General features: G+C 62.0%; 21 protein-coding genes and 2 tRNA genes. 15 read left to right on the top strand and 8 right to left on the bottom strand.

Annotation, left to right across the window (positions count from 1 at the left end):
- Nucleotides 1-78: 78 nt before the first annotated feature.
- The gene (locus tag ABI796_RS14305) at nucleotides 79-699 is read left to right on the top strand and encodes a TetR/AcrR family transcriptional regulator (RefSeq protein WP_141281749.1); all 621 of its coding nucleotides are present in this window, start codon (nucleotides 79-81) and stop codon (nucleotides 697-699) included.
- A gap of 51 nt (nucleotides 700-750) precedes the next feature.
- On the opposite strand, the gene ABI796_RS14300 is transcribed toward ABI796_RS14305, so the two are convergent.
- The 4 genes from ABI796_RS14300 to ABI796_RS14285 all read right to left on the bottom strand — a co-directional run bounded on the left by ABI796_RS14300 (nucleotide 751) and on the right by ABI796_RS14285 (nucleotide 5487).
- The gene (locus tag ABI796_RS14300; RefSeq protein ID WP_141281747.1) at nucleotides 751-1926 is read right to left on the bottom strand and encodes an acyl-CoA dehydrogenase family protein; all 1176 of its coding nucleotides are present in this window, start codon (nucleotides 1924-1926) and stop codon (nucleotides 751-753) included.
- Between the two features lie 134 nt (nucleotides 1927-2060).
- Nucleotides 2061-3587 (bottom strand): APC family permease, encoded by a 1527-nt coding sequence (locus ABI796_RS14295; protein WP_141281745.1) that lies wholly within the window; start codon nucleotides 3585-3587, stop codon nucleotides 2061-2063.
- Nucleotides 3584-4789, bottom strand: coding sequence for a glutathionylspermidine synthase family protein (locus tag ABI796_RS14290; protein WP_141281743.1), 1206 nt, complete (start codon nucleotides 4787-4789; stop codon nucleotides 3584-3586). Before ABI796_RS14290 ends, ABI796_RS14295 begins: the two co-directional genes overlap by 4 nt.
- Before the next feature lie 2 nt (nucleotides 4790-4791).
- On the bottom strand, nucleotides 4792-5487 hold the full coding sequence (locus tag ABI796_RS14285) for a Tat pathway signal protein (protein ID WP_141281741.1): 696 nt from the start codon (nucleotides 5485-5487) through the stop codon (nucleotides 4792-4794).
- Nucleotides 5488-5639: 152 nt separating this feature from the next.
- Here ABI796_RS14285 and ABI796_RS14280 point away from each other — a divergent pair, with 152 nt between their 5' ends.
- From ABI796_RS14280 to ABI796_RS14240, 9 genes are all read left to right on the top strand, one after another.
- Nucleotides 5640-7184 (top strand): ATP-binding protein, encoded by a 1545-nt coding sequence (locus ABI796_RS14280; protein ID WP_141281739.1) that lies wholly within the window; start codon nucleotides 5640-5642, stop codon nucleotides 7182-7184.
- Nucleotides 7181-7855: a response regulator gene (locus tag ABI796_RS14275; protein ID WP_141281737.1), complete on the top strand. Its 675-nt coding sequence runs from the start codon at nucleotides 7181-7183 to the stop codon at nucleotides 7853-7855. The genes ABI796_RS14280 and ABI796_RS14275 overlap by 4 nt, the downstream gene beginning before the upstream one ends.
- 32 nt (nucleotides 7856-7887) lie before the next feature.
- Entirely contained in the window at nucleotides 7888-8544 is a 657-nt protein-coding gene (locus tag ABI796_RS14270; protein ID WP_141281735.1) for an MOSC domain-containing protein, read from the top strand.
- A gap of 394 nt (nucleotides 8545-8938) precedes the next feature.
- On the top strand, nucleotides 8939-11110 hold the full coding sequence (locus ABI796_RS14265) for a DEAD/DEAH box helicase (protein ID WP_141281733.1): 2172 nt from the start codon (nucleotides 8939-8941) through the stop codon (nucleotides 11108-11110).
- A gap of 152 nt (nucleotides 11111-11262) precedes the next feature.
- The gene (locus tag ABI796_RS14260) at nucleotides 11263-11742 is read left to right on the top strand and encodes a LysM domain-containing protein (protein WP_141281731.1); all 480 of its coding nucleotides are present in this window, start codon (nucleotides 11263-11265) and stop codon (nucleotides 11740-11742) included.
- 129 nt (nucleotides 11743-11871) lie between these two features.
- Nucleotides 11872-11943, top strand: a tRNA-Thr gene (locus ABI796_RS14255).
- Between the two features lie 61 nt (nucleotides 11944-12004).
- Nucleotides 12005-12078, top strand: a tRNA-Met gene (locus tag ABI796_RS14250).
- Between the two features lie 66 nt (nucleotides 12079-12144).
- Nucleotides 12145-12801: an NAD(P)-binding oxidoreductase gene (locus tag ABI796_RS14245; RefSeq protein ID WP_141281729.1), complete on the top strand. Its 657-nt coding sequence runs from the start codon at nucleotides 12145-12147 to the stop codon at nucleotides 12799-12801.
- A gap of 89 nt (nucleotides 12802-12890) precedes the next feature.
- On the top strand, nucleotides 12891-14462 hold the full coding sequence (locus tag ABI796_RS14240; RefSeq protein ID WP_141281727.1) for a Na+/H+ antiporter: 1572 nt from the start codon (nucleotides 12891-12893) through the stop codon (nucleotides 14460-14462).
- Here the strand turns inward: ABI796_RS14240 and ABI796_RS14235 are convergent.
- Nucleotides 14459-15724, bottom strand: coding sequence for an ROK family protein (locus tag ABI796_RS14235; RefSeq protein WP_141281725.1), 1266 nt, complete (start codon nucleotides 15722-15724; stop codon nucleotides 14459-14461). The genes ABI796_RS14240 and ABI796_RS14235 overlap by 4 nt on opposite strands.
- Before the next feature lie 236 nt (nucleotides 15725-15960).
- Between ABI796_RS14235 and ABI796_RS14230 the strand changes: the two genes are divergently transcribed.
- The 5 genes from ABI796_RS14230 to ABI796_RS14210 all read left to right on the top strand — a co-directional run bounded on the left by ABI796_RS14230 (nucleotide 15961) and on the right by ABI796_RS14210 (nucleotide 21981).
- A complete protein-coding gene (locus tag ABI796_RS14230; protein WP_141281723.1) occupies nucleotides 15961-17262 on the top strand; it encodes an ABC transporter substrate-binding protein in 1302 nt (433 codons plus the stop codon).
- 23 nt (nucleotides 17263-17285) lie between these two features.
- Nucleotides 17286-18257, top strand: coding sequence for a carbohydrate ABC transporter permease (locus ABI796_RS14225; RefSeq protein WP_174754475.1), 972 nt, complete (start codon nucleotides 17286-17288; stop codon nucleotides 18255-18257).
- Between the two features lie 14 nt (nucleotides 18258-18271).
- Nucleotides 18272-19147 carry a carbohydrate ABC transporter permease gene (locus ABI796_RS14220; protein WP_373092990.1) on the top strand — a complete coding sequence of 292 codons (876 nt, stop codon included), beginning with the start codon at nucleotides 18272-18274 and terminating at the stop codon, nucleotides 19145-19147.
- A 77-nt stretch (nucleotides 19148-19224) separates the two neighbouring features.
- Nucleotides 19225-20979, top strand: coding sequence for a glycoside hydrolase family 13 protein (locus tag ABI796_RS14215; protein ID WP_141281719.1), 1755 nt, complete (start codon nucleotides 19225-19227; stop codon nucleotides 20977-20979).
- A gap of 42 nt (nucleotides 20980-21021) precedes the next feature.
- Entirely contained in the window at nucleotides 21022-21981 is a 960-nt protein-coding gene (locus ABI796_RS14210) for an aldo/keto reductase family oxidoreductase (protein ID WP_141281717.1), read from the top strand.
- Between the two features lie 105 nt (nucleotides 21982-22086).
- On the opposite strand, the gene ABI796_RS14205 is transcribed toward ABI796_RS14210, so the two are convergent.
- The 3 genes from ABI796_RS14205 to ABI796_RS14195 form a co-directional block, all read right to left on the bottom strand.
- Nucleotides 22087-23019 carry a TauD/TfdA family dioxygenase gene (locus ABI796_RS14205; RefSeq protein WP_141281715.1) on the bottom strand — a complete coding sequence of 311 codons (933 nt, stop codon included), beginning with the start codon at nucleotides 23017-23019 and terminating at the stop codon, nucleotides 22087-22089.
- 110 nt (nucleotides 23020-23129) lie between these two features.
- On the bottom strand, nucleotides 23130-24050 hold the full coding sequence (locus ABI796_RS14200) for an ABC transporter permease (RefSeq protein WP_141281713.1): 921 nt from the start codon (nucleotides 24048-24050) through the stop codon (nucleotides 23130-23132).
- Nucleotides 24050-24937: an ABC transporter ATP-binding protein gene (locus ABI796_RS14195; RefSeq protein ID WP_141281711.1), complete on the bottom strand. Its 888-nt coding sequence runs from the start codon at nucleotides 24935-24937 to the stop codon at nucleotides 24050-24052. Before ABI796_RS14195 ends, ABI796_RS14200 begins: the two co-directional genes overlap by 1 nt.
- Between the last annotated feature and the right edge of the window lies 1 nt (nucleotide 24938).

The raw sequence follows: 24938 nt of genomic DNA, 5'->3' as shown, positions 1-24938 counted from the left end.
TGACCACGGTAACAGAAAATTCGAGTGGTTACTCGAATTTCAGTTTTGAGTCCTGGCACGCATGTACACTGGCTAGCCATGACCACAAAGGACGTGGGCCGCGCAGCGCGGCGGGGCCCCTACGCAAAATCCGAGGAACGGCGGCGGACCATCCTTGATGCCGCCCACGAGGTGTTTGCTGCCCACGGTTACCGCGGGGGCTCACTCCAAGGCGTGGCGGACAAAGTGGGGTTGAGCCAAACCAGCCTGTTGCACTACTTCCCGTCCAAGCGTGATCTGCTGATGGCAGTCCTGGAGCGCCGTGACGAAATCACCGGCGATGCCTTCCCTGATGACATGGAAGAAGGCTTGGTGGATTCAGTGATCCGGACGGCGCTCTTCAACGAGAACATTCCCGGCGTTGTTGAGCTGTACATCGTTCTGTGCGCCGAATCAGTCACCGATTCCCACCCAGGGCGGGTCTACTTCACTGAACGGTTTGAACGTCTGCGCAAGAGTTACGCACTGCGCTTTGCCGAGCTGGCTGCCCAAGGCAGGCTGCGGCCCGGCGTCGATCCTGACCTGGCGGCCATGTCCCTGGTTGCCCTATGGGACGGCCTGCAGACCCAATGGCTGCTGGCTCCCGACGAGGTGGATGTGGTCAAGGGACTGCGGGGCTACTTCAACCTGGTGATCCTCCCCGAGCCCCCAAGTACGTAGCAGCTCAGGCCGTCCTGAGCGCTTAGAACGGCCTGAAATGCGCCCGGCGGGCTAGCCGCGGAAGGCCCCGATGCCCGTGATGTGCTGGCCCAGTATCAACGTGTGGACCTCATCGGTGCCCTCATACGTCCGCACCGACTCCAGGTTGTTGGCGTGCCGCAATGGCGAGTAATCCAGCGTGACGCCGTTACCGCCCAGGATGGTGCGGGCCTCCCGGGCAATCCTGATGGCCTCGCGGACATTGTTCAGCTTGCCCAGTGAAATCTGCTGCGGCTGAAGTTGGCCGGCGTCCTTCAACCGGCCCAGATGGAGAGCCAGCAGGGTGCCCTTCTGGATCTCCACCAGCATGTTCACCAGCTTCTCCTGCGTCAGTTGGTAGCCGGCCAACGGACGGCCGAACTGGAGCCTGTTCCCGGCGTACTCCAACGCAGCCTCATAGGAATCCCGGGCCGCGCCCATGGCGCCCCACGCGATCCCGTAGCGCGCCTCGTTCAGGCAGGAGAACGGTCCCCGAAGCCCAAAAGCACCCGGGAGGATCGCCTCAGGACCCAACCTCACGGCGTCGAATTTTACATCGCACTGAATGGAAGCGCGCATGGAGAGCTTTGGCTCAATGGGCGTCGCGGTCACACCGGATGTTCCGGCGGGGACCAGGAAACCTCGGATGCCGTCCTCAGTGTTTGCCCACACCACCATGACGTCCGCCATGGATGCCAGGCCGATCCAGCGTTTGGCGCCGTCCAGAACCCAGCCATCGGGCGTCTCGCGGGCAAAGGTTGTCATGGAGGATGGATCAGACCCGGCACTCGGTTCCGTCAGGGCGAAACAGCCGATCAGTTCGCCGGCAGCCATCCGCGGCAGCCACTGCTCCTTCTGCGCCTCAGATCCCCACTTATGGATGGCCGTCATGGCCAGTGAACCTTGAACCGAGACGAAAGTGCGGATCCCCGAATCTCCGGCCTCCAGTTCCATGGCTGCAAGACCATATTCGACGGCGGTGCGGCCGGGGCAGCCATAGCCCTCCAAATGCATACCGAGGACGCCGAGCTCGCCCAACTCCGTTGCGAGCTCGCGCGGGAAATGAGCGTCCTCGTACCAGCGGGCAATGTTGGGACGGATCCGCTGCACGGTGTAGTCCCGGACCCGCTCGCGGAGGGCCAGCTCGTCCCCGGTCAGCAGGGAATCGAGGGCAAGGACGTCGGAGGTGTTCGCCGTTGAATCGCTCATTCCAGCATCCTAAGCGGCCAACGCTGCGTTCCTCCCCGGTTGGTTCCGGCGCGCCCACGCGAAAGGGCCGGAAACGCCCGTGTCACACGGAGGTTCCGGCCCTTTCGGGACACATAACCGGGAAGGAGCGCGGCCTACTCGCCGCGCACCACTCCAATCTCGGCCCGCTCACCGGTGAAGTAACCCCGGGTGGAGGGTGCGAAGCGGCAAACGACCGCCAAAACAACGCCCAAAGCCAACAACAGCACGCCGCTGACGAACGCTCCACCGATGCCAAAGATCTGGGTGTCCCCGTAGGCCGGATCCCACATCTGGACTGCGGAGATGAAGAACGCGGCGGCAAGAGACAGTGCGCCCAGGAACGGCAGGATGCCACGGAACCACAAATTACGGGCCGAATCCCGGAGCGTGGAACGGAAGAACCACACGCAGGAGAAACCGGTCAGCGAATAGTAGAACGCAATGAACAAACTGATGGCACTGATGGAGTCCGAGAGCAGGTTCTCGCTCAGGAAGCTCATGGCAACGTAGTAGACCACCGCTACCGCACCCATGATCTGGGTGGAGAAGCCCGGAGTCATGAAGCGCTCGTGGACCTTGCCGAACCGGGGAGGAAGCGCGCCGTGGACACCCATGGAAAGAGTTCCGCGGGCAGTGGGCAGGATGGTGGTTTGTGTGGAGGACAGGACGGAGGCAAGCACAGCCACAATGATCAGCCAGCCCCAAGGTCCCAGCACAACATCCTTCATGGCCAGGAAGACGTCGTCCTGGTTGGCTTCGTTGCCCAGGCCAATACCGTCAGTACCGATCGTTGCGTACATCATCACCAGGAGAGCCACGGAGACGTAGATCGCCAGCAGGACGGTGGCCGAGATTACAGCGCCGCGCCCGGGGGTTTTGGCAGGGTTCTCCGTCTCCTCATTCAGCGCCAGGCACGTGTCCCAGCCCCAGTATATGAACAGCGCCAGCAGCACACCGTGCACCACGGCGCCGGGATCGGCAAAAGCGCCGGCAGGGTTAAACCACTCGAAGTCGAAGGCCTGCCCTTCAGGGGCCCCTCCGGCGATCCGGAAAACAATGGCTACCGCGAAGATGCCCAGTGAAATGTATTGGATGTAGGTCAGGGTTCGCTGAACATGCTCGCCCAACCGGATGCCGCGGTGGTTCACGTACGTCATGAACAGAATGAACAGCACACCAGTGGCGGTCACCAGCCACGTGTTGTCCGCCAGGGAACCGTCGCCGATCAGCAGCCACAGATACTTGCCCGCGATCTGCGCGAGGTTGGCCAGCACCACCACACCCGCCAGTGCCACTCCCCAGCCGCCCAGCCAACCAGCCCACGGACCGAAGGCTTTGCGGGCCCAGAAGAACGTGGTGCCGCAATCCGGCATGGCGCTGTTGAGCTCACGGAACGCATAGGCGATGAACAGCACGGGGATGAACCCGAGGATAAGGATCAGGGGAGTGTAGTTGCCGTTGACGGCAACAATGAGCCCCAGTGTTGCGGCCAGGGAATAGACCGGCGCTGTGGAAGCAAGGCCGAGCATGACCGAGTCACCCAGGTCCAGGATCCCTGCGTGGAGGCCTTTGGAAGGTACGACGGCGGTACGGTCGCCGCCCGCTGAGCCGCCACCCGGCGTCGAGGTTTCTGTGCTCATAGTGCAGCTCCGTAGGAAGTAGCAGGGGGCGCGATGGGCGCCGGGGCGTCAATGGTGTTGGGGACAAAGCGGCAGAAGTAGTCCGTGATGGGTCCGTCGGATTCGCGGATTCCACAACCCACGGATTCGCCATCCACTACCCACAAACCCAGGACTGGATGGTTGCCGTCGAAGTCGGGGAGGGAGTGGTACTGCTGGAAACACCAGCCTTCGCGACCATAACCACCCGGCTGTTGGATCTCGATGCCCGGGGCGTGAATGCGGATGTTGTCTCCCTCGCGGCCATGCAGGGGCTTGGCCACCCACTCCTTAAGAGGACCGGGATCGCCAAGGTAGGCAGGCAGCAGGTTCTCGTGGTTGGGGTAGAGGTGCCAGAGGGCAGCCAGCAATGCCTTGTTGGACAGCAGCATTTTCCAGGCCGGCTCAACCCAGCGGGGGTTGTGGGCACGCTGGAGGAGACGGTGCCCAAAAGGCTCCTTCATCATCAGCTCCCACGGGTACAGCTTGAACATGGTGCTGATCATGAAGTTGTCCAGGTCCACGAACCGGTTCAGGTTGGGGTCCCATCCGATATCGGACATATTGATCCCGATGGTGGTCCAACCACCCTGGCTCGCAACGTCGCGCATGTACGCCGCCGTCATCCAGTCCTCGCCGGATTCCTCCGCCTCGGAGTGGGCAACATGCAAAGTACTCATGCCGGTGCGGAACTGGAGCTTCTTCCACTGGCGGATCAGGGCCTCATGGATTCCGTTCCACTGGTCCTTCTCCGGGAAGACGTCCTGCAACCAGAACCACTGGGCCACCGATGCCTCGATCAGCCCTGTAGGGGTATCGGCGTTGTACTCCAGCATCTTGGCCGGACCACCCTTGCCGTCATAGATGAAGTCGAAGCGGCCATAGATATCCATGTCCCCGGCCTGCAGCGATTCCCCGGCCAGTTCCAGAGCCTGCTGCCCGATGCCGATATCGCCCATGGCCCCGGTGGCCAGGTACTTCGCGGCTTCCAGGCACATGATGTGCATGTCCTCGGCGGTTTTCTCGAGGGTTTCCACTTCGTCTTCGGTGAATTCGTAGTAGGCCGATTCGTTCCAGTACTCGATGTTCCGGCCATCGGGCATGGTGGTAGTGGAAAATACCAGGCCCTGTTCTTCGATCTTCTGCTTCCAGTCCGGCCTGGGCTCGGAGGGGAGTCGACGCACGCCTAGCCTCCCGAGCTTCCGCCGCTTTTGGAGCTGCTGCCAAAGCCGCCGCGGCTGACCGTGCCGCCCTTGGTGCTGTACCCCTTGGATGCTTTGGCATCCGTGGGCACATTTTTGGTGTAACTCGGGTAGGAGCTGCGGTTTTGGCCCACGGCAGGCACACTCGCCCCGCGGGAGTAGAAGTACCAGGCGTAAACCCCTGAACTGCGGCCCGCGGAACTGCTGTTGTCACACTGGTTGTCATCAACGCGCTCGCCGGTTTCCTCGTTGAAACAGACCTGCGCGTACTCAGCCTCATCCTTGTTGCTGGCCACAATCGCAGTGATGGTTCCGGCCAGGAGGGCAGTTACACCCAGACCCACCACCAGTGTGCGGCGATGCGAGCGCTTCTTCTTCTTGGCGGCCTCGGCCTCACCGCGCTCGCGTTCCTTGGCGAAGGGATCGATCACCGGGAGGGGCTGGCCGGGCTGGGGTGCCGGCGCTGCCTGGGGCGCTCCTGCGGGCTTTTGCTTTCGCTTGCCACCCGGTGCCGGGGCCGGTTCTTTTTCAACCGGAGTGAACAGCTCAGGGTGGAGCTCGGGTTTTGGCACCTGCCACGGAGGAGGCTTGGGCGGATTGTTGCCCGCCGCGAAGTCGCCGTTGTTATCCCTGCTGCCGCCGTTATTACCGGCTGCGTCAGGGCTGTCTTTCGGGCCCATGTATATCCCCCTGGATAGACCGTTGAAGTGTCCGGCGCCACGCCGGACCAGAATACTGAGAGCAAGCCTAGTCGCTGCGTGCCCCGCAGGCACGGCCCGCAACCGTAAATGGGGATAACTCCCCATGATCGGAAGCATGTAAGGATGTAGCCATGGCGGGACCTGAGGCAAACAGCTACGGCGACGACGGCGTGCTGCTGCGGCTCCCGCCGGTCCGCGGCATCGGCACCGGACGGGTCATCACGGGCATGGTCCTGGCTGTCCTGCTGCCACCCGGGATCGAACTGCTGGTCACGGTCCTTGGATTCCGGAATTTCGCGATCATCATGCTCCTGCAACTGGCTGTGGCTGTTGCTGTGGCGGCCATTGGTGGGTTGTGGCCTGCCGTGGTTGCCGCGGTGCTGGGCAGCTTCCTCCTCAACTACTTTTCAGCCGATCCCGTGGGTTCGCTTTCCATCGCCGATCCCACCACGTTGTTCACGGTGGTGGTTTTCCTGGCGGTGGCCTGCGGTGTTGCGCTCGCGGTGGGCCTTGCCAGCCGCAGGGCCCAGGAAGCGGCCCGTTCCGGGGCGGAGGCTACTGCCCTGAGTGGGCTTGCCCTGCGCATCCTGAGTTCGGATGGAAGCCTGGAATCGTTTCTTGAGAAAGTGCGCGGCAACCTGGGCATGGAGGCGGTGACCCTCCTGGGTGCATCAGCGCAGGCTCCATCTGCGCAGGCTCCATCAGCGCAGGGTCCGGCACGTGCCCAAACCGAGTGGCGTGTGCTGGCCAGTGCCGGGCCTAACCCGCCGGTGACCCATGCCGCCGCAGACCATGCCGCCGTCGTCGATCCTCACTACACCTTGCTCCTGCGGGGCGGGCCGTTGTCAGGCCAACAGCAGAGGATGCTGGCTGCGTTCGGGGCTTTTGTTGTGGCTGTCCGGGATCGGCAGCAGCTGGTGGAGAGCCGGCGCGACAACGTGCGCCTGGCGGAGGGCAACAAGATGCGGACCTCCATCCTGCGTGCTGTCTCGCATGACCTGCGGACCCCGTTGGCCGGGATCAAGCTCGCGGTCAGCAGCCTGCGCCAGGAGGACGTCAATTTCCCGCCGGAGGTGGAACGCGAGCTGCTGGAGACCATTGAGGAGTATGCGGACCGCCTGGATCATTTGGTGGACAACCTCCTGGATATGTCCCGCATTACGGCGGACGCGGTCAATCCGCTGTTGACGGGCATTGCGTGGGCGGAGGTGTTGCCGCAGGCGTTGCGGGGGGTTCCGAAGGACCGGTTGCGCAATGAGCTGCCGCCCAACCTTCCTCCGGTGCAGGCCGATGCCGGGATGTTGGAGCGTGTGGTGGCCAACATTGTGGAGAACGCCCTGAAATATGCGCCGGACTCCGATGTTGTCCTGACTGCCCGCGCGGGTGAGGGGATTACTTTGGGGGACATGCCGGCCGGCCAACTGAGAATCATCGATCACGGCAGGGGAGTTGGCCACAAGGAAGTGGTGGATATTTTCCAGCCGTTCCAGCGGTTCGGTGATTCGTCCTCGCCGGTGTCCGGAGGAACAGGCGCCGGCGGCGGGATCGGTTTGGGGCTGGCGGTCGCGAAGGGGTTCAGTGAGGCCATGGGTGGCAGGCTCGCTGCGGAGCCGACGCCGGGCGGCGGCCTGACTATGGTGGTCACCTTGCCGCTGTGGACAGGAGGTCCGCAATGACGTTGGTGCTCATAGTGGAGGACGAAGCCCGTATTGCCAGGGCAATGCAGATCACCCTGCAAGCCCACGGATACCAGGCGCTGACTGTGGGAAACGGTGCCGACGCTTTGCAGGCAGCCGCCAAGCAACCTGTGGAGATTGTGGTGCTGGACCTCGGCCTGCCGGATATGGACGGGGTTGAGATCATCCGGCGCATCCGCGGTTGGAGCAGCATGCCCATCATTGTGCTGTCCGCCCGGCATGCCTCGGAGGACAAGGTTGAAGCGCTCGACGCCGGTGCGGACGACTACGTGACCAAGCCTTTCGGTTTGGATGAGCTGCTTGCGCGGCTTCGGGTTGCCTCCCGCCGCATTGTTACCGGCCTTGAGGAACCAACGTTGGCTACCTCGGACTTCATGGTGGACCTGGCGGGTAAGAAGATCGTCAAGGACGGCGCGGAAGTGCGCCTGACACCCACGGAGTGGAACATTCTGGAGTTGCTGGTCCGTAATAAGGGGAAGCTTGTAAGCCAGCAGCAGATCCTCACCCAGGTTTGGGGGCAAGCGTACGCGAAGGAAACACAGTACTTGCGCGTCTACATTGCCCAGTTGCGCCGGAAGCTGGAGCGCGATCCTGCCGAGCCCCGGCACCTGCATACTGAAGCGGGCATGGGCTACCGTTTCGATCCCTAGCCTTGGCCGCGCGCGTCCGTACACTGGTGTCCATGAACACAGCCTCTCTCCTTGCCGTCTGCCGTGTGCATCAGTTGCTGCCCGACCCCCAGGGAAACGTGGGCGTCACCGGCATGGATAAGCGTCCGGTGGAGGGGCCTGTCAAGGTTCACAAGTTGGGGCTTCACGGGGATGTGCAGGCAAACCGGGTGGATCACGGCGGCGAAGATCAAGCCCTGTACGCGTATTCGCAGGCAGATGCGGACTATTGGTCCGGTGAACTGCAGCGGGAGATGCCAGCCGGGATTTTTGGCGAAAACCTTCGGGTCACCGGAATCGAAACCACCGGGGCTGTCATCGGTGAACGCTGGAGGATCGGCCTGGATGTTGAACTTGAAGTCACGTCCCCCCGAGTTCCGTGTGCCACTTTCCAGCGGGTGATCGGTGAGCCGCAATGGGTGAAGAGATTCACGCAGGCAGGCAGGGTTGGTGCCTACCTCCGGGTCATCAAGACCGGCAGCGTTTCCGCGGGAGACCACGTCCACCGCACCTTCGTTCCCAAGCACGGGGTTACCGTGGGCCAATGGTTCAGCGAACCCAGCCCGGAACTGGTGCAGATCCTGCTCGATGCCGAGGCTGATGGTGAGATCCGGTTGCAGGAGGACTACCACCCGGTGTTCGAGAAGGTCCTGCGCAGAAACGGGCTGTAAAGCCCTGCCGAGGCGTCGGCTGATGCGGGTGTGAACAAGCTCACCCGGGCTTGTGCCTCTGCCAAGTCGCGCTGATGGGCCTCTGTGCCCTACACTTGAAATATCCCCCACTCCGGAAATCCCTTTATCCTGCCCAATTCTTGAGGCAGGACTGGTAAGTGTTGGGGCCCGCAAATGTGTGCGGGCATTTTCATAGGGAGAGCCGGCTAAAGAAAACGCTGTACAGACTGCTGGGATAGCAGCCAAGAGATGCAGCGGGAAGTCCTGCCATGGGATTGCGATAGCGCCGGACTTCTTGCGAAAGCAGGGCACCTTTTCCTGTTTCTCGCGACGAGTAATGCGGCCAGCCCAACCGGGCCGCGCCGACTGCCCTATGGATGAGGAATTTCCCCCTATGACCGAAAATCTCAACGAAAACTTCGACGCCGAGACCACCGATGCAGCGTCCGCTGACGTAGCAGAGACCTCCGCTCCGGCCGAAGCTGAAGCACCGGCTGCTGCCGCTGCCCCCGTCGAGACTCCTGCAGCTGAGACTGCAGCCCCCGCCTTCACCGAAGCTCCTGCTCCCAAGGCAGACGTTGAGGAAGAAGAAGGCGTAAAGTTCGTCGATCTTGGCATCGATGGACGCGTTCTGGCCGCTCTCCAGGATGTCGGCTACGAGAAGCCGTCCCCCATTCAGGCAGCCACCATCCCGCTGCTCCTCGAAGGACGCGACGTTGTTGGCCTCGCCCAGACCGGTACCGGCAAGACCGCGGCTTTCGCTGTTCCTGCGCTGTCCCGCCTGGCTGAACTTCACGACCTCAACGGCCCGTCCCGCAAGACCCAGGCCCTGGTCCTGGCTCCGACGCGTGAACTGGCACTCCAGGTTGCGGAGGCCTTCACCTCCTACGCCAAGCACATTGACGATTTCACCGTTCTGCCCGTTTACGGTGGCTCGGCATACGGCCCGCAGCTGGCCGGCCTGCGCCGCGGCGCCCAGGTTGTAGTGGGTACCCCCGGCCGTGTGATCGACCACATTGCCAAGGGTTCCCTGGACCTGTCCGAGCTCCAGTACCTGGTCTTGGACGAAGCTGATGAGATGCTGCGCATGGGCTTTGCCGATGACGTGGAGCAGATCTTCCAGCAGACCCCTGATACCCGTCAGGTTGCACTGTTCTCTGCCACCATGCCGGGCCAGATCCGCCGCATGTCCAAGCAGTACCTGAACAACCCGGCTGAGATCTCGGTGAAGTCCAAGACCACCACCGGCGCCAACACCAAGCAGCGCTACCTTCAGGTCATGGGCCCGCACAAGCTCGATGCCCTCACCCGCATCCTCGAGGTTGAAGAGTTCGACGGCGTCATCGCCTTCGTTCGCACCAAGATGGCTACCGAGGACCTCGCTGACAAGCTGAAGTCCCGCGGCTTCCAGGCTGCCGCCATTAACGGCGACATCCCGCAGCAGCAGCGCGAGCGCACTGTTGACGCGCTGAAGGAAGGCCGCATTGACATCCTCGTGGCCACCGACGTCGCGGCCCGTGGCCTTGACGTTGAGCGCATCAGCCACGTGATCAACTACGACATCCCCCACGACACCGAGTCCTACGTGCACCGCATTGGCCGTACGGGCCGTGCAGGCCGTTCCGGTGACGCTATCCTCTTCATGACCCCGCGTGAGAAGTACTTGCTGCGTTCCATTGAAAAGGCGACGCGCCAGCCGGTGGAGCAGATGCACCTCCCCACTGCTGAGACCGTGAACACGCTTCGCTTGGGCAAGTTCGCTGAGAAAATCACCGAGACCCTCGCGTCCGAGGATGTTGCCGCATTCCGCGATCTCATCTCCTCTTACGAGGAAGAGCACAACGTTCCGGCTTCGGAAATCGCTGCAGCCTTGGCCGTTATGGCCCAGGGTGGACAGCCGCTGTTGGTCAAGGAACTGCCCGCCGCTCCGGAATACCAGAAGCGCGAGCGCTCCAAGGATGGCTTCGGTTCACGTGGCCCCACCCGTGCACTGACCGAGGGCAACGCCACCTACCGGATCTCCGTGGGACGCCGCCAGCGCGTCATGCCGGGCTCCATTGTTGGCGCGATTGCCAACGAAGGCGGCATTTCCTCCGCACAGATCGGCGGCATTGACATCCGCTCGGATCACTCCCTGGTGGAGCTCCCGGCAGACCTGAGCGCCGATCAGTTGCGCGCACTGTCCCGCACCCGCATTGGTGGCGAGCTGATCAACCTCGAGTTGGATAACGGCCGCAGGCCCAGTGGCGACCGTGGCAGCTACCAAGGTGGCGGCGCTGGTGGACGTGGTGGCTACGGCGATCGCGAAAACCGTGGCGGCGGCAACTTCAAGGGTGCCGGCGGATTCAAGAAGGACTTCCGCAAGTCCGATGGCGAGCGTACCTCCGCTGACCGTGGTGGCCGCTCCTACAGCGACCGCTCCGAGCGCACTGCAGGCAGCTTTGGCGACCGCGATCGCGGCCAGGCCAGCGGTTCCCGCTTTGGCGGTCACGGCGACGGTGCACGCAAGCCCCGCAGTGGCGGCGAAGGCGGACACCGCGATTTCAACCGCAAGGGTAAGTGGTAAACACTTCCTTGGTGGTAATCACTAAGTAGTTCCCGTCAGGGGGTCGGCTTTCGAGCCGGCCCCCTGACGTGTTTAACGGGGTTCCGTGGGACCGTGCCCCGCCGTACGATCGAGGGACGGCTGAACGCAAGCAGAACGCAGGAGGGTGCTCCATGGGATTGCTGGACAACGTGAAGAAGAATTTGGGCTTCGGCGGCAAGGGCGCAGACGAGGGAAGCGAAGCAACTTCGGTAGACCGGACCGCGGTGAACCAGGCAGCGCAGGACGCAGCCGCCGTCGAGGTTTCTGCATCAGAGCGGGCTGCAGCGGAAACTGCTGCTGCTCAGGCAGCCCGGCAGCAGGAGGCTGCGGACGCTGCAGCGGCCCAGGAGGCCGCGAATGAGGGCCTGGACCCGGAGGCCCCGGAAGTCCGCCCACAGGCCGAGGAAGCCGCCATTGAGGCTGCCGCAGGGAGTGGGCAGCCAGGACCGGTGGCGCCGAGGGTCACGGAGGTTGTGGTGGAGCAGGGTGACACCATGAGCGGGATCGCTGCGCAGTACGGCGTAGACCTCGGAGCGTTGATCGCAACCAATGCGGACACCGTGCCGAATCCTGACCGGATCTACCCCGGGCAGGTGCTGCGGCTGCCCTGAAACCTCCTGATTCCGGGCCAAAAATAGATCAAGGAATGCCCGTCTTCGCAAATTGTGTCGGCGCCGCTTTTCCGCGTTTTTTCGCCGATTTGTAGCTTCTGAAAACGTCCGGTAGAGTATTTACTCGTTGCCCCCCTAGCTCAGTGGTAGAGCGCGTTCTTGGTAAGAACGAGGTCACCGGATCGATTCCGGTGGGGGGCTCTGAATGAGGGCCTGTGTCAAGGCGGTTTTGACCGGCTTGACACAGGTTTTTCTCATTCGTGGCGGTGTAGCTCAGTTGGTTAGAGCGCACGACTCATAATCGTGAGGTCGGGAGATCGAGCCTCCCCACCGCTACAGAGCAAGACCCCGCAGCTTTTCGCCTGCGGGGTCTTTTTTCATGTCGTAAGACAGAATGGGTCCATGAGCCGAATCGCAATCATTGGCGGCCACGGGAAAGTGGCCCTGCATCTGTCCCGCATCCTGAGTGGCGAAGGTCACGACGTCACGTCTTTCATTCGAAATCCCCAACATGTGGCAGATGTCACGGAGACCGGCGCCTCGGCGGAGGTGCTGGATGTGGAGAACTCGACGACGGCGGAACTCGCCCACGCGCTCAAGGGCCATGACGCCGTGGTCTGGTCAGCCGGTGCGGGTGGAGGTAATCCTGACCGGACCTACGCCGTGGACCGCGACGCGGCAATCCGTTCGATGGACGCAGCAGCCCAGGCCGGAGTCAAACGGTACGTGATGGTTTCCTACATCGGCGCTGCCAAGGACCATGGAGTGCCTGCGGACAACCCGTTCTTCGCCTACGCCGAGGCCAAGGCAGCTGCAGATGACTACCTGCGCGCTACTGAGCTTGATTGGACCGTGCTGGGCCCGGGAACCCTCACCAATGAACCTCCCACAGGTTTGATCCGGACCGACCCGGAGAACCCCGGCAATGGCACGGACACTTCCCGGGCCAACGTTGCACTGGTGACAGCCGCCGTGCTTGAACTGCCGGGGACCATTCACCGGACCATCGCATTCACCGACGGAAACAAAGATGTGGTGAGTGCCCTCACTGAGGACTGACCGGGCGCTTCCATCCCGCCGGGATATGTTGGTAGGGAACTTTTTCACGGGGCACGGGTGTGCCGTGCAACGTCAGGGGAAGCAGGAAAATGGATCAGTTGGCGCTCATTGTCGGGTTGCTGCTTGCCACGGTGGTGGCAGTGGGCCTGGGGGACAGGCTCCGGCTTCCCTACCCTGTGCTGATGCTGCTCCTTGCCGTTGGGCTCACGTTCATTCCGGGCTTCCCCGAGTTTGAGATCTCGCCTGAACTGATCCTGCCCATCTTCCTGCCGCCGCTGCTGTTCGCAACGGCGCAGAAGAGTTCCTGGGCCGTGTTCCGTGTCCGCTGGCGGACACTGCTGCTGATGGCCGTGGCACTGGTGGTAGTTTCCACTGCGGTGGTGGCCGGTGCTGCGTGGCTCATGATTCCGGGAATCGGCATTCCCGCCGCGATCGCCCTGGGTGCCATGGTGGCCCCGCCGGATCCCGTTGCTGTGGAGTCCGTGGCGGGCCGCGTGCATATGCCCCGCCGGCTTATCACCGTCCTCCAGAGCGAAGGACTCTTCAACGACGCTGCGGCAATTGTCATCTTCCAGGCCGCGGTGGCGGCAACCATGTCCGGCAAGGAAGTTGGCCCTGAGGTCATTCCGCAGTTTGTCATTGGCGCTGCGCTGGCCGTGGTGATTGGCATCGCGATGGGTTGGTTTACCAGGTTCATCACCACGCTGGTGACATCCATGGTTGCCCGCAGTGCCGTCACCCTGGTGGTTCCCTTCGCCGCCTACATCCTCGCCGAAGAGCTGCACGCCTCAGGTGTGGTGGCCGTCGTCGTCACCGCTTTGGAACTGCAGCGCCATACACGGCCGCAGGATGCCGCTGAACGTATTACCAGAACCGCCTTCTGGGACGTTGTGGAGCTACTGGCAACCGGGCTGGCCTTTGGCCTGGTTGGCCTGGAAATCCGTCACGTCATCCGCGATGAAGGCACTGCCATTTTTGGCATGATCGGCATGGCTGTGGTGATCTGCGTCCTGGTGTTCGTGGTGCGTTTCCTGTGGCTGGGGTTGCTTGCGCTCACTGCACGCAAGCGCAGGAACCTGCTGCAGCCAACATCGCCCAAGGAAGTACTGATCCTCACCTGGTGCGGCATGCGCGGCCTGGCCACGTTGGCTTTGGCCTTGGCACTGCCCATGACCTTGCCGGACGGCAGCGACTTCCCGGCACGCCACGAGATCCTGGTGATTGCCTGCGCGGTGCTGTTGGCCACTCTGGTCCTTCCCGGACTTACGCTGCCATGGCTCATGCGGGTTTTGGATGCAACAGAGGATGGATCACATGAGCAGGATGCCGCAAAGGTCCTGGCCAAGCGGGCCCAGTCCGCTGCCGTAGCTGCGCTTAAGGAACATGACCTCATGAAGGAACTCCCTGCCGAGAAAGTTAATCTGGTCAAGGAGAAGATGCGCCGCCTCCACGCGGAACTGTTGGACGGCACCCTCAAGAATGAATCCGTTGCCCAGAAACGCAAGCGCGGACGGGAACTCTCCATCGCCGTGCAAACCATTGCTTTGGACGCCGCCCGCCAGGAGGTAGTGGCGGCCCGCAACGAGCCGGGCACCGATCCCGAGGTAGCGGACAGGGTCCTGAGGCAATTGGACCTGCGGACCATGTCCATGCCGGACTAGCCTGCTGTCACCTTCCTGGCCAGCGGATCCTCCTGCTTGGGCAGCGGCTCCTCCTGCTTGGCCAGCGACGCCGGGTAGAGATCCAGCGCATGTTCTTCCACGTAGTCCAGGGCATGGCGAATTGCGCCGAGTGAGACAATGCCATCGCCGAGCTTGGAGGTTGCCAGGCGCGGGGGAGTGAAGGTGAACTCCGGCACTTGCTTTTCCATGGCAGGGATCAAAGCCTGGGCGGATGCTGCCACGGCTCCGGCAATGACCACCAACTCAGGGTTGACCAACGTGCTGATGGACCCAACAACCCGGGCCATGCGCAATGCCATGCGGTCCAGGATCTCGCTGGCTGCAGTGTCGCCGTCCGCTGCTGCCCGGAAAACCATCTCGGCGGTGAGGGCTTCAGGGTTGCCGCCGCATAATGTCCGCAGCGCAGTTTCCGCACCCGCGTCCAGGAGCTCACGGCCCCACAGGGCAGCGTAGTGGGCGATCCCGTAGGTATCACCCACTCCGTCCACGGTGTCCAGGTATCCCAGTTCGCCAAAGCCACCAACCTGGCCGTGGAGCAAGCGGCCTGATTCGAGAATGCCGGATCCCAGGCGATCGCCGGCAAGCATGACAACAAGGTTATCCACCCCTTGCGCGCTGCCCTGCCATCGTTCTGCAAGGGCTGCGAGGTTGGCATCGTTCTCAAGAAGGACGTGCCAGCCGTGGCGCTCGGATACGATCCGGCGCACATCAAAGGATTTCCAGAATTCCTGCGCCCTCAGGACTTCGCCTTGACGGCTCACGGGGGCGGCCACGCCCACGGATACGGCAAGAACAGAATCCGCTGAGGCGCCGGCTTTCTCCAGGGCGTCAGCGGCGATGCGGTCCAGCACGTCGGCGCGTTCATCGGCGGGGACGTTATAGGCGCGGAAAGGCATGGTGACCTGGGACAAGGAAGTGCCTGCCATATCGGCCACGATCGCGGTGATCTTGGTGGCACCAATGTCGATCCCGATCACACTGGCGGCGCTGTCATCAAAGACAAAGCGCCGTGCAGGCCTGCCCTTGACGTAGTCGCCCGCTCCCCGCTGGTTCTCCAATTCCTGAAGCCAGCCAAGCCGGACGAGTTCGTCGCAGATGGAGATGACGGTGGCACGGGACAGCCCGGTAGCGGCCATGAGTTCAGTACCGGTGACGATGCCTGCGCCGCGCATCGCTTTGAGCATTGCGCCGGCATTGACCCTGCGGACCAGTTGTGTTGACGGTGCCGTCCCGGACTGCATGTGAGGCTCCCACTTCCCAGAGGCCCCATCCGAACGATAGAGCTGTCTCTCTAAATTTAGTGCATAAATTTAGATGACGACGCATTTCCCCGAACGCTTGACCCTGTGGCGCGAATCACTCACCATGTTTAACGATAGGTCATAAATTTATGGACTATCTAAACTTCAGGTGCAGCTGTCCATGCCGCTGCACCATGAAAGGCGGCCACTGAGGTCCGCAAGAGGAAAGGGCTACGGTGTCTGTGAAATTGACACGCAGAAAACACTTCGCGGCTGTGGGGTTGGGCTTGGCGCTGATTGCTGGCCTTCTCTCCGGCTGCACGGGAGATGCAGGCTCGGGGGATTCGGGCGCGGGGGAGCCGGGGAAAGAGACCATCCGCTTCACGTTCAGCAAACGTGAAGCCATAGGGTTCATGACCAAACTGGTTGCCGATTACAACGCTTCGCAGGATGACACTGAGGTAGTCCTGGACACTTCCGGAGTGGACGTGGTGTCCGCCAGCTTCGTTCGCGGGAATCCGCCGGACATTGCACTGGCCAACTACAACATGGAAACCTCCAGGTTCGTACAGCGCGGAGCCTTGAGCGACCTCTCCGGAACGGCTGCTTCGTCCCGCATCCGGGAGGATCTTAAGCCGCTCATGGATCAGTACGGTTCTTACCCCGGCCGGACCAGTGCGCTTCCGTACTCCGTCATGGCATCCTCGGTGATCTACAACAAAGAGATTTTCGCGGCCAACAACATCAAAGTGCCCACAACCTGGAGCGAACTGATCGCAGCGTGTGAAGCGCTCAAAGCTGCCGGTGTGACGCCGTTCTATGCCACATGGAAGGACGATTGGACCATCGCCCAAGGGTGGTTCGACTACTCCGTGGGCGGGCAGCTGGACACCTTGGACTTCTTCAGGAAACTTGATGCCGAAGGGGTGAATGTGGGGCCGGAGTCATCGGCATCTTTCCAGAAGGACTTTGACCAGCCCGTCCAGAAGATGTTGACACTGGCAAAGGGTTACGTGAACAAGGATGCTGCCAGCCGGGCGTACGGCGATGGCAACCTGGCGTTCTCGCAGGGCAAGGCTGCCATGTATCTGCAGGGACCGTGGGCCTTCAGCGAGATCGCCAAGACCGCCCCGGATCTACAGCTCGGAACCTTCCCGTTGCCCATGACCGAGGACCCTGATGACTTGCGCGTCCGCGTCAACGTGGACCTCGCGGCGTGGATTCCTGAGGCATCCAAGCACAAGGATGCTGCCCGTGGGTTCCTCGAGTACCTGTACCGGCCTGAGGTGATTGATGCCTACAACAAATCCCAGCTGGGTTTCACGCCAACCAAGGATGCAGCGAACGTCCCCGATCCCCGCATTGAAGGGATGGTGGAGTACTACAACGAGGCAAAGGTCTATCAGGGGCCGTCGGTGTTGGTTCCCCGCACCATCCCCATCATGAACTACACGCAGGCAATCGTGTTCGGCGCGTCCCCTGCAGCCACCCTTCGCACCCTCGACGCAGATTGGGCGCGCCTGGCCTTCCGCCAGTAGTGCAGCCATAGGGAGTCAGACATATGTCCAGTATCAGCACCTCAACCACCTCCGGGCAGAACAGCCAAAAGAGTCCCCAGCCGCGCAAAAGCCAGGTCAGGAGCTCTCAAGATCGGAGCGCCAAAGGCCAGCACAAAAAGCGGCGCGTTGAGCCCATCTTCTACTTCTTCCTTGTGCCAAGCCTCATCCTTTTCACCTTGGCCATCACCATCCCGGGCATCATTGGCATCTTCTTCAGCTTCACGGACTCCATTGGCATTGGCGACTGGAAGTTCATTGGGCTGACCAACTACATCGCAATATTCAGTGACCCGGCCATCCTGCAGAGTTACCTCTTCACTTTCGGGTTCTCCCTGGTCACGGTGATTGCCGTTAACGTGGTGGCTTTCCTGCTGGCCGTGGGACTGACCTCGCGCATCCGGATGAAGTCAGCCCTGCGGACCATTTTTGTGATCCCCATGGTGGTATCCGGCATCATCATTGCCTACGTTTTCAACTTCCTGTTTTCGAACTCGCTGCCCGCGCTGGGCACTGCTGCAGGAATCCCGTGGCTGGAAAGCAGCTTGCTCGCCAACCCTGACCTGGCCTGGGTGGCAATTGTGCTTGTCACGGCCTGGCAGGCAGTGCCCGGGGCCCTGCTCATCTACATTGCCGGCCTGGTTGCGGTGCCCGGAGACGTCTACGAAGCCGCGGAAATTGATGGCGCGGGCAAATTCCAGCAGCTGGTGAAGATCACGCTGCCATTAGTTGCCGGTTATGTGGTCATCAACATCATCCTTGGGTTCAAGGGCTTCCTTAACGCCTACGACATCATCGTGGGACTGACCAACGGTGGACCGGGGACCTCGACGAGGAGTATCGCCATGACCGTCATCTCCGGCTTCAACGGCGGTGACTACGCCTACCAAATGGCCAACGCCACCATCTTCTTTGTGGTGGCCATCCTGATCTCTCTCCTGCAGCTCTCGCTGACTCGCGGACGGAATGCACTGTAATGACCAACCAATCCATGACCATCGAACCCACCACCAACAAATCCATCACCAGAAAATCCGGCAACACCGTAGAGCGCGTCAACTGGCCGGCAACCACTGTTCTTGTGCTGTGTGCGGTGACGGTACTCCTTCCCCTCTACGTCACGGTTTCCATGGCGTTCAAGACCCAGGGGCAGGCTGTTGACGGGAACGCCTTTTCCTTTCCGGCCCCGTTCAGCCTCGACGGCTTTGTTCAGGCATGGACCTTAACCAACTTTCCCGTAGGTGCGGCCATGTCTTTGCTGGTGACGGCGGGGACCGTCCTGGCCACGATCGTGCTGGCTGCTTTCGCCTCGTACGCGATCGTTCGCAACTGGGAGCGGCGGTTGTTCAGGTACTCGTTCTTCTACCTTCTGGGGGCCATGTTCATTCCGTTCCCCGTTGTTGCACTGCCGCAGATCCAGCTCACCGGACGCCTGGGCCTGGATAACCCCCTGGGCGTCATCCTGCTGGCCACCATGTTCCAGTTGAGCTTCAGCGTGCTGCTCTTCACCGCGTTCCTGCGCTCCATTCCCATGGAGTTGGAGGAGAGCGCCCGGATTGATGGCGCAACCACGTGGCAAACGTTTTGGAAACTGATCTTCCCGCTTCTGGCACCCATGAGTGCCACAGTTGGTATTTTCGCTTTCCTTTATGCGTGGAATGACTTCATGATGCCGTCGCTGATTATTTCCGATCCGGCCATGCAGACGCTTCCTGTTCGGCAGAACCTTTTCCAGACGCAGTTCAGCAACAACTACCACGTCTCATTCGCGTCCTACCTGATGGCCATGGCTCCGGCGATTGTTGCGTACCTGTTCACCCAGCGGTGGGTCATGGCGGGTGTGACACAGGGTGCTGTAAAGGGCTGAGGATTGTTGACCTTCAGCGGACCGGCGTTTCATACTGGTCCCGGAGATAAATTTAGATTCTAAATCAAAGGAGTTTCGTGAGCACTTCCGCCACTCAGGCAGACCGTACAGACGCAGACCGCATGGCCGATCCGAACTGGTGGCGCCAGGCGGCCGTCTACCAGATCTACCCGCGCAGCTTCTACGACGCCAACGGTGACGGCCTCGGAGACATCAAGGGCATCACGGCCAAGGTTCCGTACCTCAAAGAGCTGGGGATCGACGCCGTCTGGCTGAGTCCGTTCTACCCCTCGGCGCTCGCGGACGGCGGCTACGACGTCGATGACTACCGCAACGTTGACCCGAAGCTGGGCACCCTTGAGGACTTCGACGAGATGGCCGCAGCCCTGCACGCCGCAGGGATCAAGATCGTGGTGGACATCGTCCCCAACCATTCCTCGGACCGGCACGAGTGGTTCAAGGAAGCCCTGGCCTCACCCAAGGGATCCGCAGCACGTGAGCGCTACATCTTCCGCGACGGCCGGGGAGAGAACGGCGAGTTGCCGCCCTCGGACTGGGACTCGGTCTTCGGTGGACCTATCTGGGATCGGATCACCGAGCCCGATGGCACGCCGGGCCAGTGGTACATGCACATCTTCGCCAAGGAGCAGCCGGACTTCAACTGGGAGAATCCGGAGATCCGCGAGGACTTCCTGAAGACCCTTCGCTTCTGGTCTGACCGTGGCGTTGACGGCTTCCGGATCGATGTGGCCCACGGAATGGCCAAGGACCTTTCAGAGCCCCTGCCCATGAAGGCTGATTTGGAAGCCAAAGCCCATGGAACCGATGGGTTCACCGACGGTTCCCACCCGTTCTGGGACCGCGATGAAGTTCACGAGGTCTACGCTGAGTGGCGCAAGCTCTTCAACGAGTACAACCCGCCGCGCACCGCCGTCGCCGAGGCCTGGGTCCATGAGTCCCGCCGCTCCCGCTACGCCAGCCCCGAAGGACTGGGACAGGCCTTCAACTTCGATCTCCTGCAGTCCGACTTCGATGCTGCCTCGTTCAAGAAGATCATTACGGACAACCTGGTGGCGGCCAAAGAATCCGGCGCCTCCTCCACCTGGGTTTTCTCCAATCACGATGTGGTGCGCCACGCCACCCGCTACGGCCTTCCCAAGGGCGGTTCCGTAGCCCAGGGAACCAATGCGGCGCAGGACATCACAGGGGGAGAACCCAAGGGCCAGGACGGCAAGGGCTGGCTGCTGGCCGGTGCTCCGGCCGAAGAGCTCGACGTCCAACTTGGCTTGCGTCGTGCACGCGCCGCCACGCTCTTGCTGCTGGCGCTCCCCGGTTCTGCTTACCTTTACCAGGGTGAAGAGCTCGGTTTGCGTGAAGTCGCGGAAATTCCTGATTCCGAACGCCAGGACCCGTCCTTCTTCCGCAACCCGGGCGTGGAGATTGGCCGGGACGGGTGCCGTGTGCCTCTGCCGTGGACCGAGGAAGGCCCGTCCTTCGGCTTCGGTGCGGGCAAAGCACACCTCCCGCAGCCGGCGTGGTTCAAGGACTATGCGGTGTCCAAGCAGGAGGGGGCGGAAGGTTCCACCCTGGAGCTTTACCGGAAGGCGCTGGGCCTGCGCAGCGAACTCCAGACGGACGAGGAACTGCAGTGGGTTGAAACCGGCAACCCGGAGGTGCTGCACTTCAGCCGTCCCGGCGGCTGGCACACAGTAACCAACTTCGGAAGCAGCCCCGTGGAGCTCCCGGAAGGGAACGTGGTGGTATCCAGTGGCCCGTTGGAGGACGGAAAGCTGCCCTCTGACACCACCGCCTGGATTGTCAGCAACGCCTAAGCGGCTGCGGCAAGTTACTGACGCGGCAGACAATACTGAATTATGACCAGTGCGAACGGGCGGGGACGCCTTATTTATGGCTGCATGGGACTTGGCGGTCCGTGGGACGGAACATCCTATGGGGCCGCGGAGATCGATCATGCCGCTGCGGTGATCGAAGCCGCGCAGGGAATTGGCGTAGAGCTTTTCGACCACGCGGATATCTACCGCAGCGGAAAGTCCGAGGCCGTCTTTGGTGAAGTCCTTGCCCGTTCGCAGGGTCTGCGCGAAAAAATCCTGCTGCAGACCAAATGCGGGATCAGGCTGGGTGAGCGCGGCCTCGAGACCCATTACGATCTCAGCCGGGACGCCATTCTTGAACGGGTCAACCAGAGCCTGAAGCGGCTCCAGACGGATTACGTGGACGTGCTGCTCCTGCACCGGCCCGATCCTCTGCTGGACCCGCGCGAGGTGGCGGACGCCGTCGGGAAGTTGATGGCGGAAGGCAAAGTGCGGCAGTTGGGTGTATCCAACATGTCTGCTGCGCAGATCGAATACCTTCAGAACCAGCTGGAGACGCCTATCGTGGCAAACCAGCTGGAAATGAGCCTGCTGCGGCGGGACTGGCTGGAAAGCACTGTGCTGGTCAACCACGCGGAGGGGCTGGAGTACAGCTTCCCGCATGGAACTCTTGAGCACTGCATGACCCAGGGGATTGAACTGCAGGCATATGGTTCCCTGGCCCAAGGACGCTACACCGGGGCAAACCCCGAAGAGTTGTCGCCGGCTGAAGCGGCTACCGCGGCCATGCTGGAACAGTTGGCGGCGGAGAAGGACACCACGCCGGAATCAGTACTGCTGGGGTGGCTCATGAAGCACCCGGCCAGGATCTCCCCGGTGATTGGAACCACCAACGGCAAACGCATTAAGGCGTGCGCCGACGCCGCCTCCGTTGCTGCCACCATGACCCGTGCGCAGTGGTACGGGCTGTGGGTTGCAGCCAGGGGAAACAACATCCCCTAGCACGGGTTTTAACCCAACTGAGTCGCAGTACAGGGCGTTTTGAGGACTCAAAACGTTCCTGACCTGCGACTCAGTTGGGTGAGGACAGCAACACATGGTGTGCGCCTACGAGGCGTTGCTGACCGGTGCCACCACGGAGTAGGTGCTCGAATCACCCTGCAAGGACTGGCTGGGCTTGCCATCGATGCTTACCGGAATATCCCCGGCAATGGTCACACGGTTCAGCTTGCGCGGCTGGCCGTCGTAGTTATCCGGCGCGTAGTGCTGGGTGATGCGGTTGTCGAACAACACCACCTGGTTGGGTTCCCAGTTCACCCGCACCACGTTCTCCGGACGGGTCACGTACGCCTGGAGCAGGCGGATGATGTCCTTCGATTCGGTGTTGGACAAGCCCACAATCCTGAGCCGCTGCGCGAAGCCCCCAATAAACAATCCGCGCTCGCCGGTCAAAGGGTGGACCCGCACCACGGGGTGGGCGGTTTCGAACTTCAGGCGGGTGAACTCCTTGCGACGCTCCTCCGCGTTTGAATGCTCAAGGTTCTTGGGCACCGAGTAGTCGTAGTCATTGGTGTGGATGGCCCACAGGTTGTCCGCAAAGCTGCGCAGCTCGTCAGGGAGGTCCTTGTACGCCCCGGCGGAGGATGCGATCAAAGTCTCGCCACCATAGGCCGGGAGGTCGATGCTGCGCAGGGTGGAAGCCTGCGGCGGGTTGACCACAAAAGTGACGTCCGTGTGCCAGTTGTTGGCCGAGCCGTTCTCGCTGTCCACGGGCAGGACATTCTCTTCGCCGTCCACTGAAGCAACCGTGGGGTGTGCCTTGGTGAGCGGACCAAAATGCGAAGCGAACTTCACCTGGGCTTCGTCAGTGAGAATGTTGGCCTCGCGGAAAACCAAGGCCTTGTGCTCGTTGAGCGCTGCCCGGATCTGAGCCACCGTGTCTTCGCTCAGGTCACCGCTGATATCCAGGCCACGGATTTCGGCACCGATGCGTGAGCCCAGCTTGGCGAACTCGAGCTTGGTTTCTGTAATGACAGTCATGACATGTTCCTTACTTGTTGTGATGGATCTTGTTGTGATGGATCTTGCTGTGTTGGATCTTGTTGTGTTGGATCTTGTTGTGTTGGTTGCGGCAGGTGCCGCGGGGTGGGTCAGGAAGCGGCAGCGCCAACAGCGGTCCGCCAGCGGGAGAAATGCCGTTCAAGGGCTACCAGCAGGAAGTTCACGCCGAGCCCCAGCAAAGACACCGTGAGGATGCCCGCATACATGTCCGGGATGAGGAAGCTGCTCTGCGCGTTCACAATCAGGTATCCCAGTCCGGCTTTGGCTCCCACCATCTCAGCGGCAATCAACACCAGGATGGATGCGGTGCCGGCCATCCGGATGCCGGTAAAAATCGTGGGCACGGCCGAGGGCAGGATGACCTTCTGGAAGAGCCTGAAGCTGTTCAGACCCAGTGACCTCGCTGCCCTGATCAGTAGCGGATCCACGGTCTTCACACCGGCAATGGTGTTCAGCAGCACCGGGAAGAACGCGGCGTAGGCCACAATGCTGATCTTGGATTCCTCGCCGATGCCCAGCAGCAGCGTGAACACTGGGAGGAGGGCCAACGCTGCGGTGTTCCGGAAGAGCTCCAGCAGCGGGTTCAGGACCGAGTTCAGGCGTCCGTACCAGGCAATCAACAGGCCAAGGGAGACACCTGCCACCAACGCCGCGCCAAACCCTGTGACTGATCGGGTAAGGCTGGCCGCAATGTGGCCCTGAATGGTGCCTGCTTCAAAGAGCTTCCCCCACGCCAGGAGTACCTCGTGCAGCGGCGGCAGGAACACCCGGGTGGAGGGGCTGGCCAGGAACGTCGGTCCCAGCTCCCACAGCGCCAGGAAGGCCAGGATCGCTGCGGACTTCCACAAACCGGACCCCACCGCCCCGGTAACTCTCCGCACCAGGCCAGGTGCCGGCGTCGTGCGTTCTGTGGTTACCGCCGGGGTAAGGGAACGTTCGACGGCGGCGCCGGGCTCCGGGGCATGGCCCGCCGTGGGCGCGGCTTCTGTTTGCGTCAACGTGGTGCTCATCAGGCGGCACTCCTTTCAATGGTGGTTGCCGGTTCGTCCGGTGCGCTGCCATCGGGCAGGATCTTGCGATGGCCGGCGTCCTGGGCACGGCGGACCTCGTCATGAAGGAGCGTCCACACCTGATGGCGGTGCTCAACAAACGCCGGGTGGGAGCGGATGTCCTCATCGCCGTCGCGGTCCGGGATGTTGATGTCCACAATTTCCTTGAGCCTGCCCGGCCTCGCACTCAGCACGGCCACGCGCTCGCCGAGGTACACGGCTTCGTCAATGCCGTGCGTGATGAAAACGATCGTCTTGCCCGTGGCCTTCCAAATCCTGAGGAGCTCATCCTGCAATTGCTCGCGGGTTTGGGCATCCAGGGCAGCGAACGGTTCGTCCATCAGCAGCACATCCGGTTCGTAAGCCAGGCTGCGGGCGATCGCCACGCGCTGCTTCATGCCACCGGAAAGTTCGTGCGGGTAGCGGTCCTCGAAGCCCGCCAGTCCCACCAACGCCAGGTATTCACTGGCTTTCGCGGCCCGTTCCCTCCGGTTCAGCTTCCTGCCGTCTGGCCCCACGCCTTCAAGGCCGATCGAGACATTTGCCGAGGCAGTCCGCCATGGGAACAACGCATACTGCTGGAACACCACGGCCCGGTCCTTACCAGGCCCGGTCACGGCCTTGCCGTCCACCAGGACTTCACCGGAGGTGGGAGTGGAAAGGCCCGCGAGGAGGTCCAGGAGGGTGGTCTTGCCTGAACCGCTGGGCCCCACCAGGGTGAGGAACTCGCCGTCGCGGACGTCCAGGCTGAGGGTATCGATGGCGGTCAGCCGCGAGGCGGCGGCTGTTTTGGTGGCCCGGACCGTGAATTCCTTGGTAACGTTCCGGAGGCTGATTTTGGCGGTCATG

Origin of the sequence: Paenarthrobacter aurescens, assembly GCF_041549525.1 — a bacterium.
GTDB classification, from domain to species: domain Bacteria; phylum Actinomycetota; class Actinomycetes; order Actinomycetales; family Micrococcaceae; genus Arthrobacter; species Arthrobacter aurescens.
The sequence above is the reverse complement of the archived record's forward strand: the minus strand, read 5'-3'. Positions and strand labels throughout refer to the sequence as shown.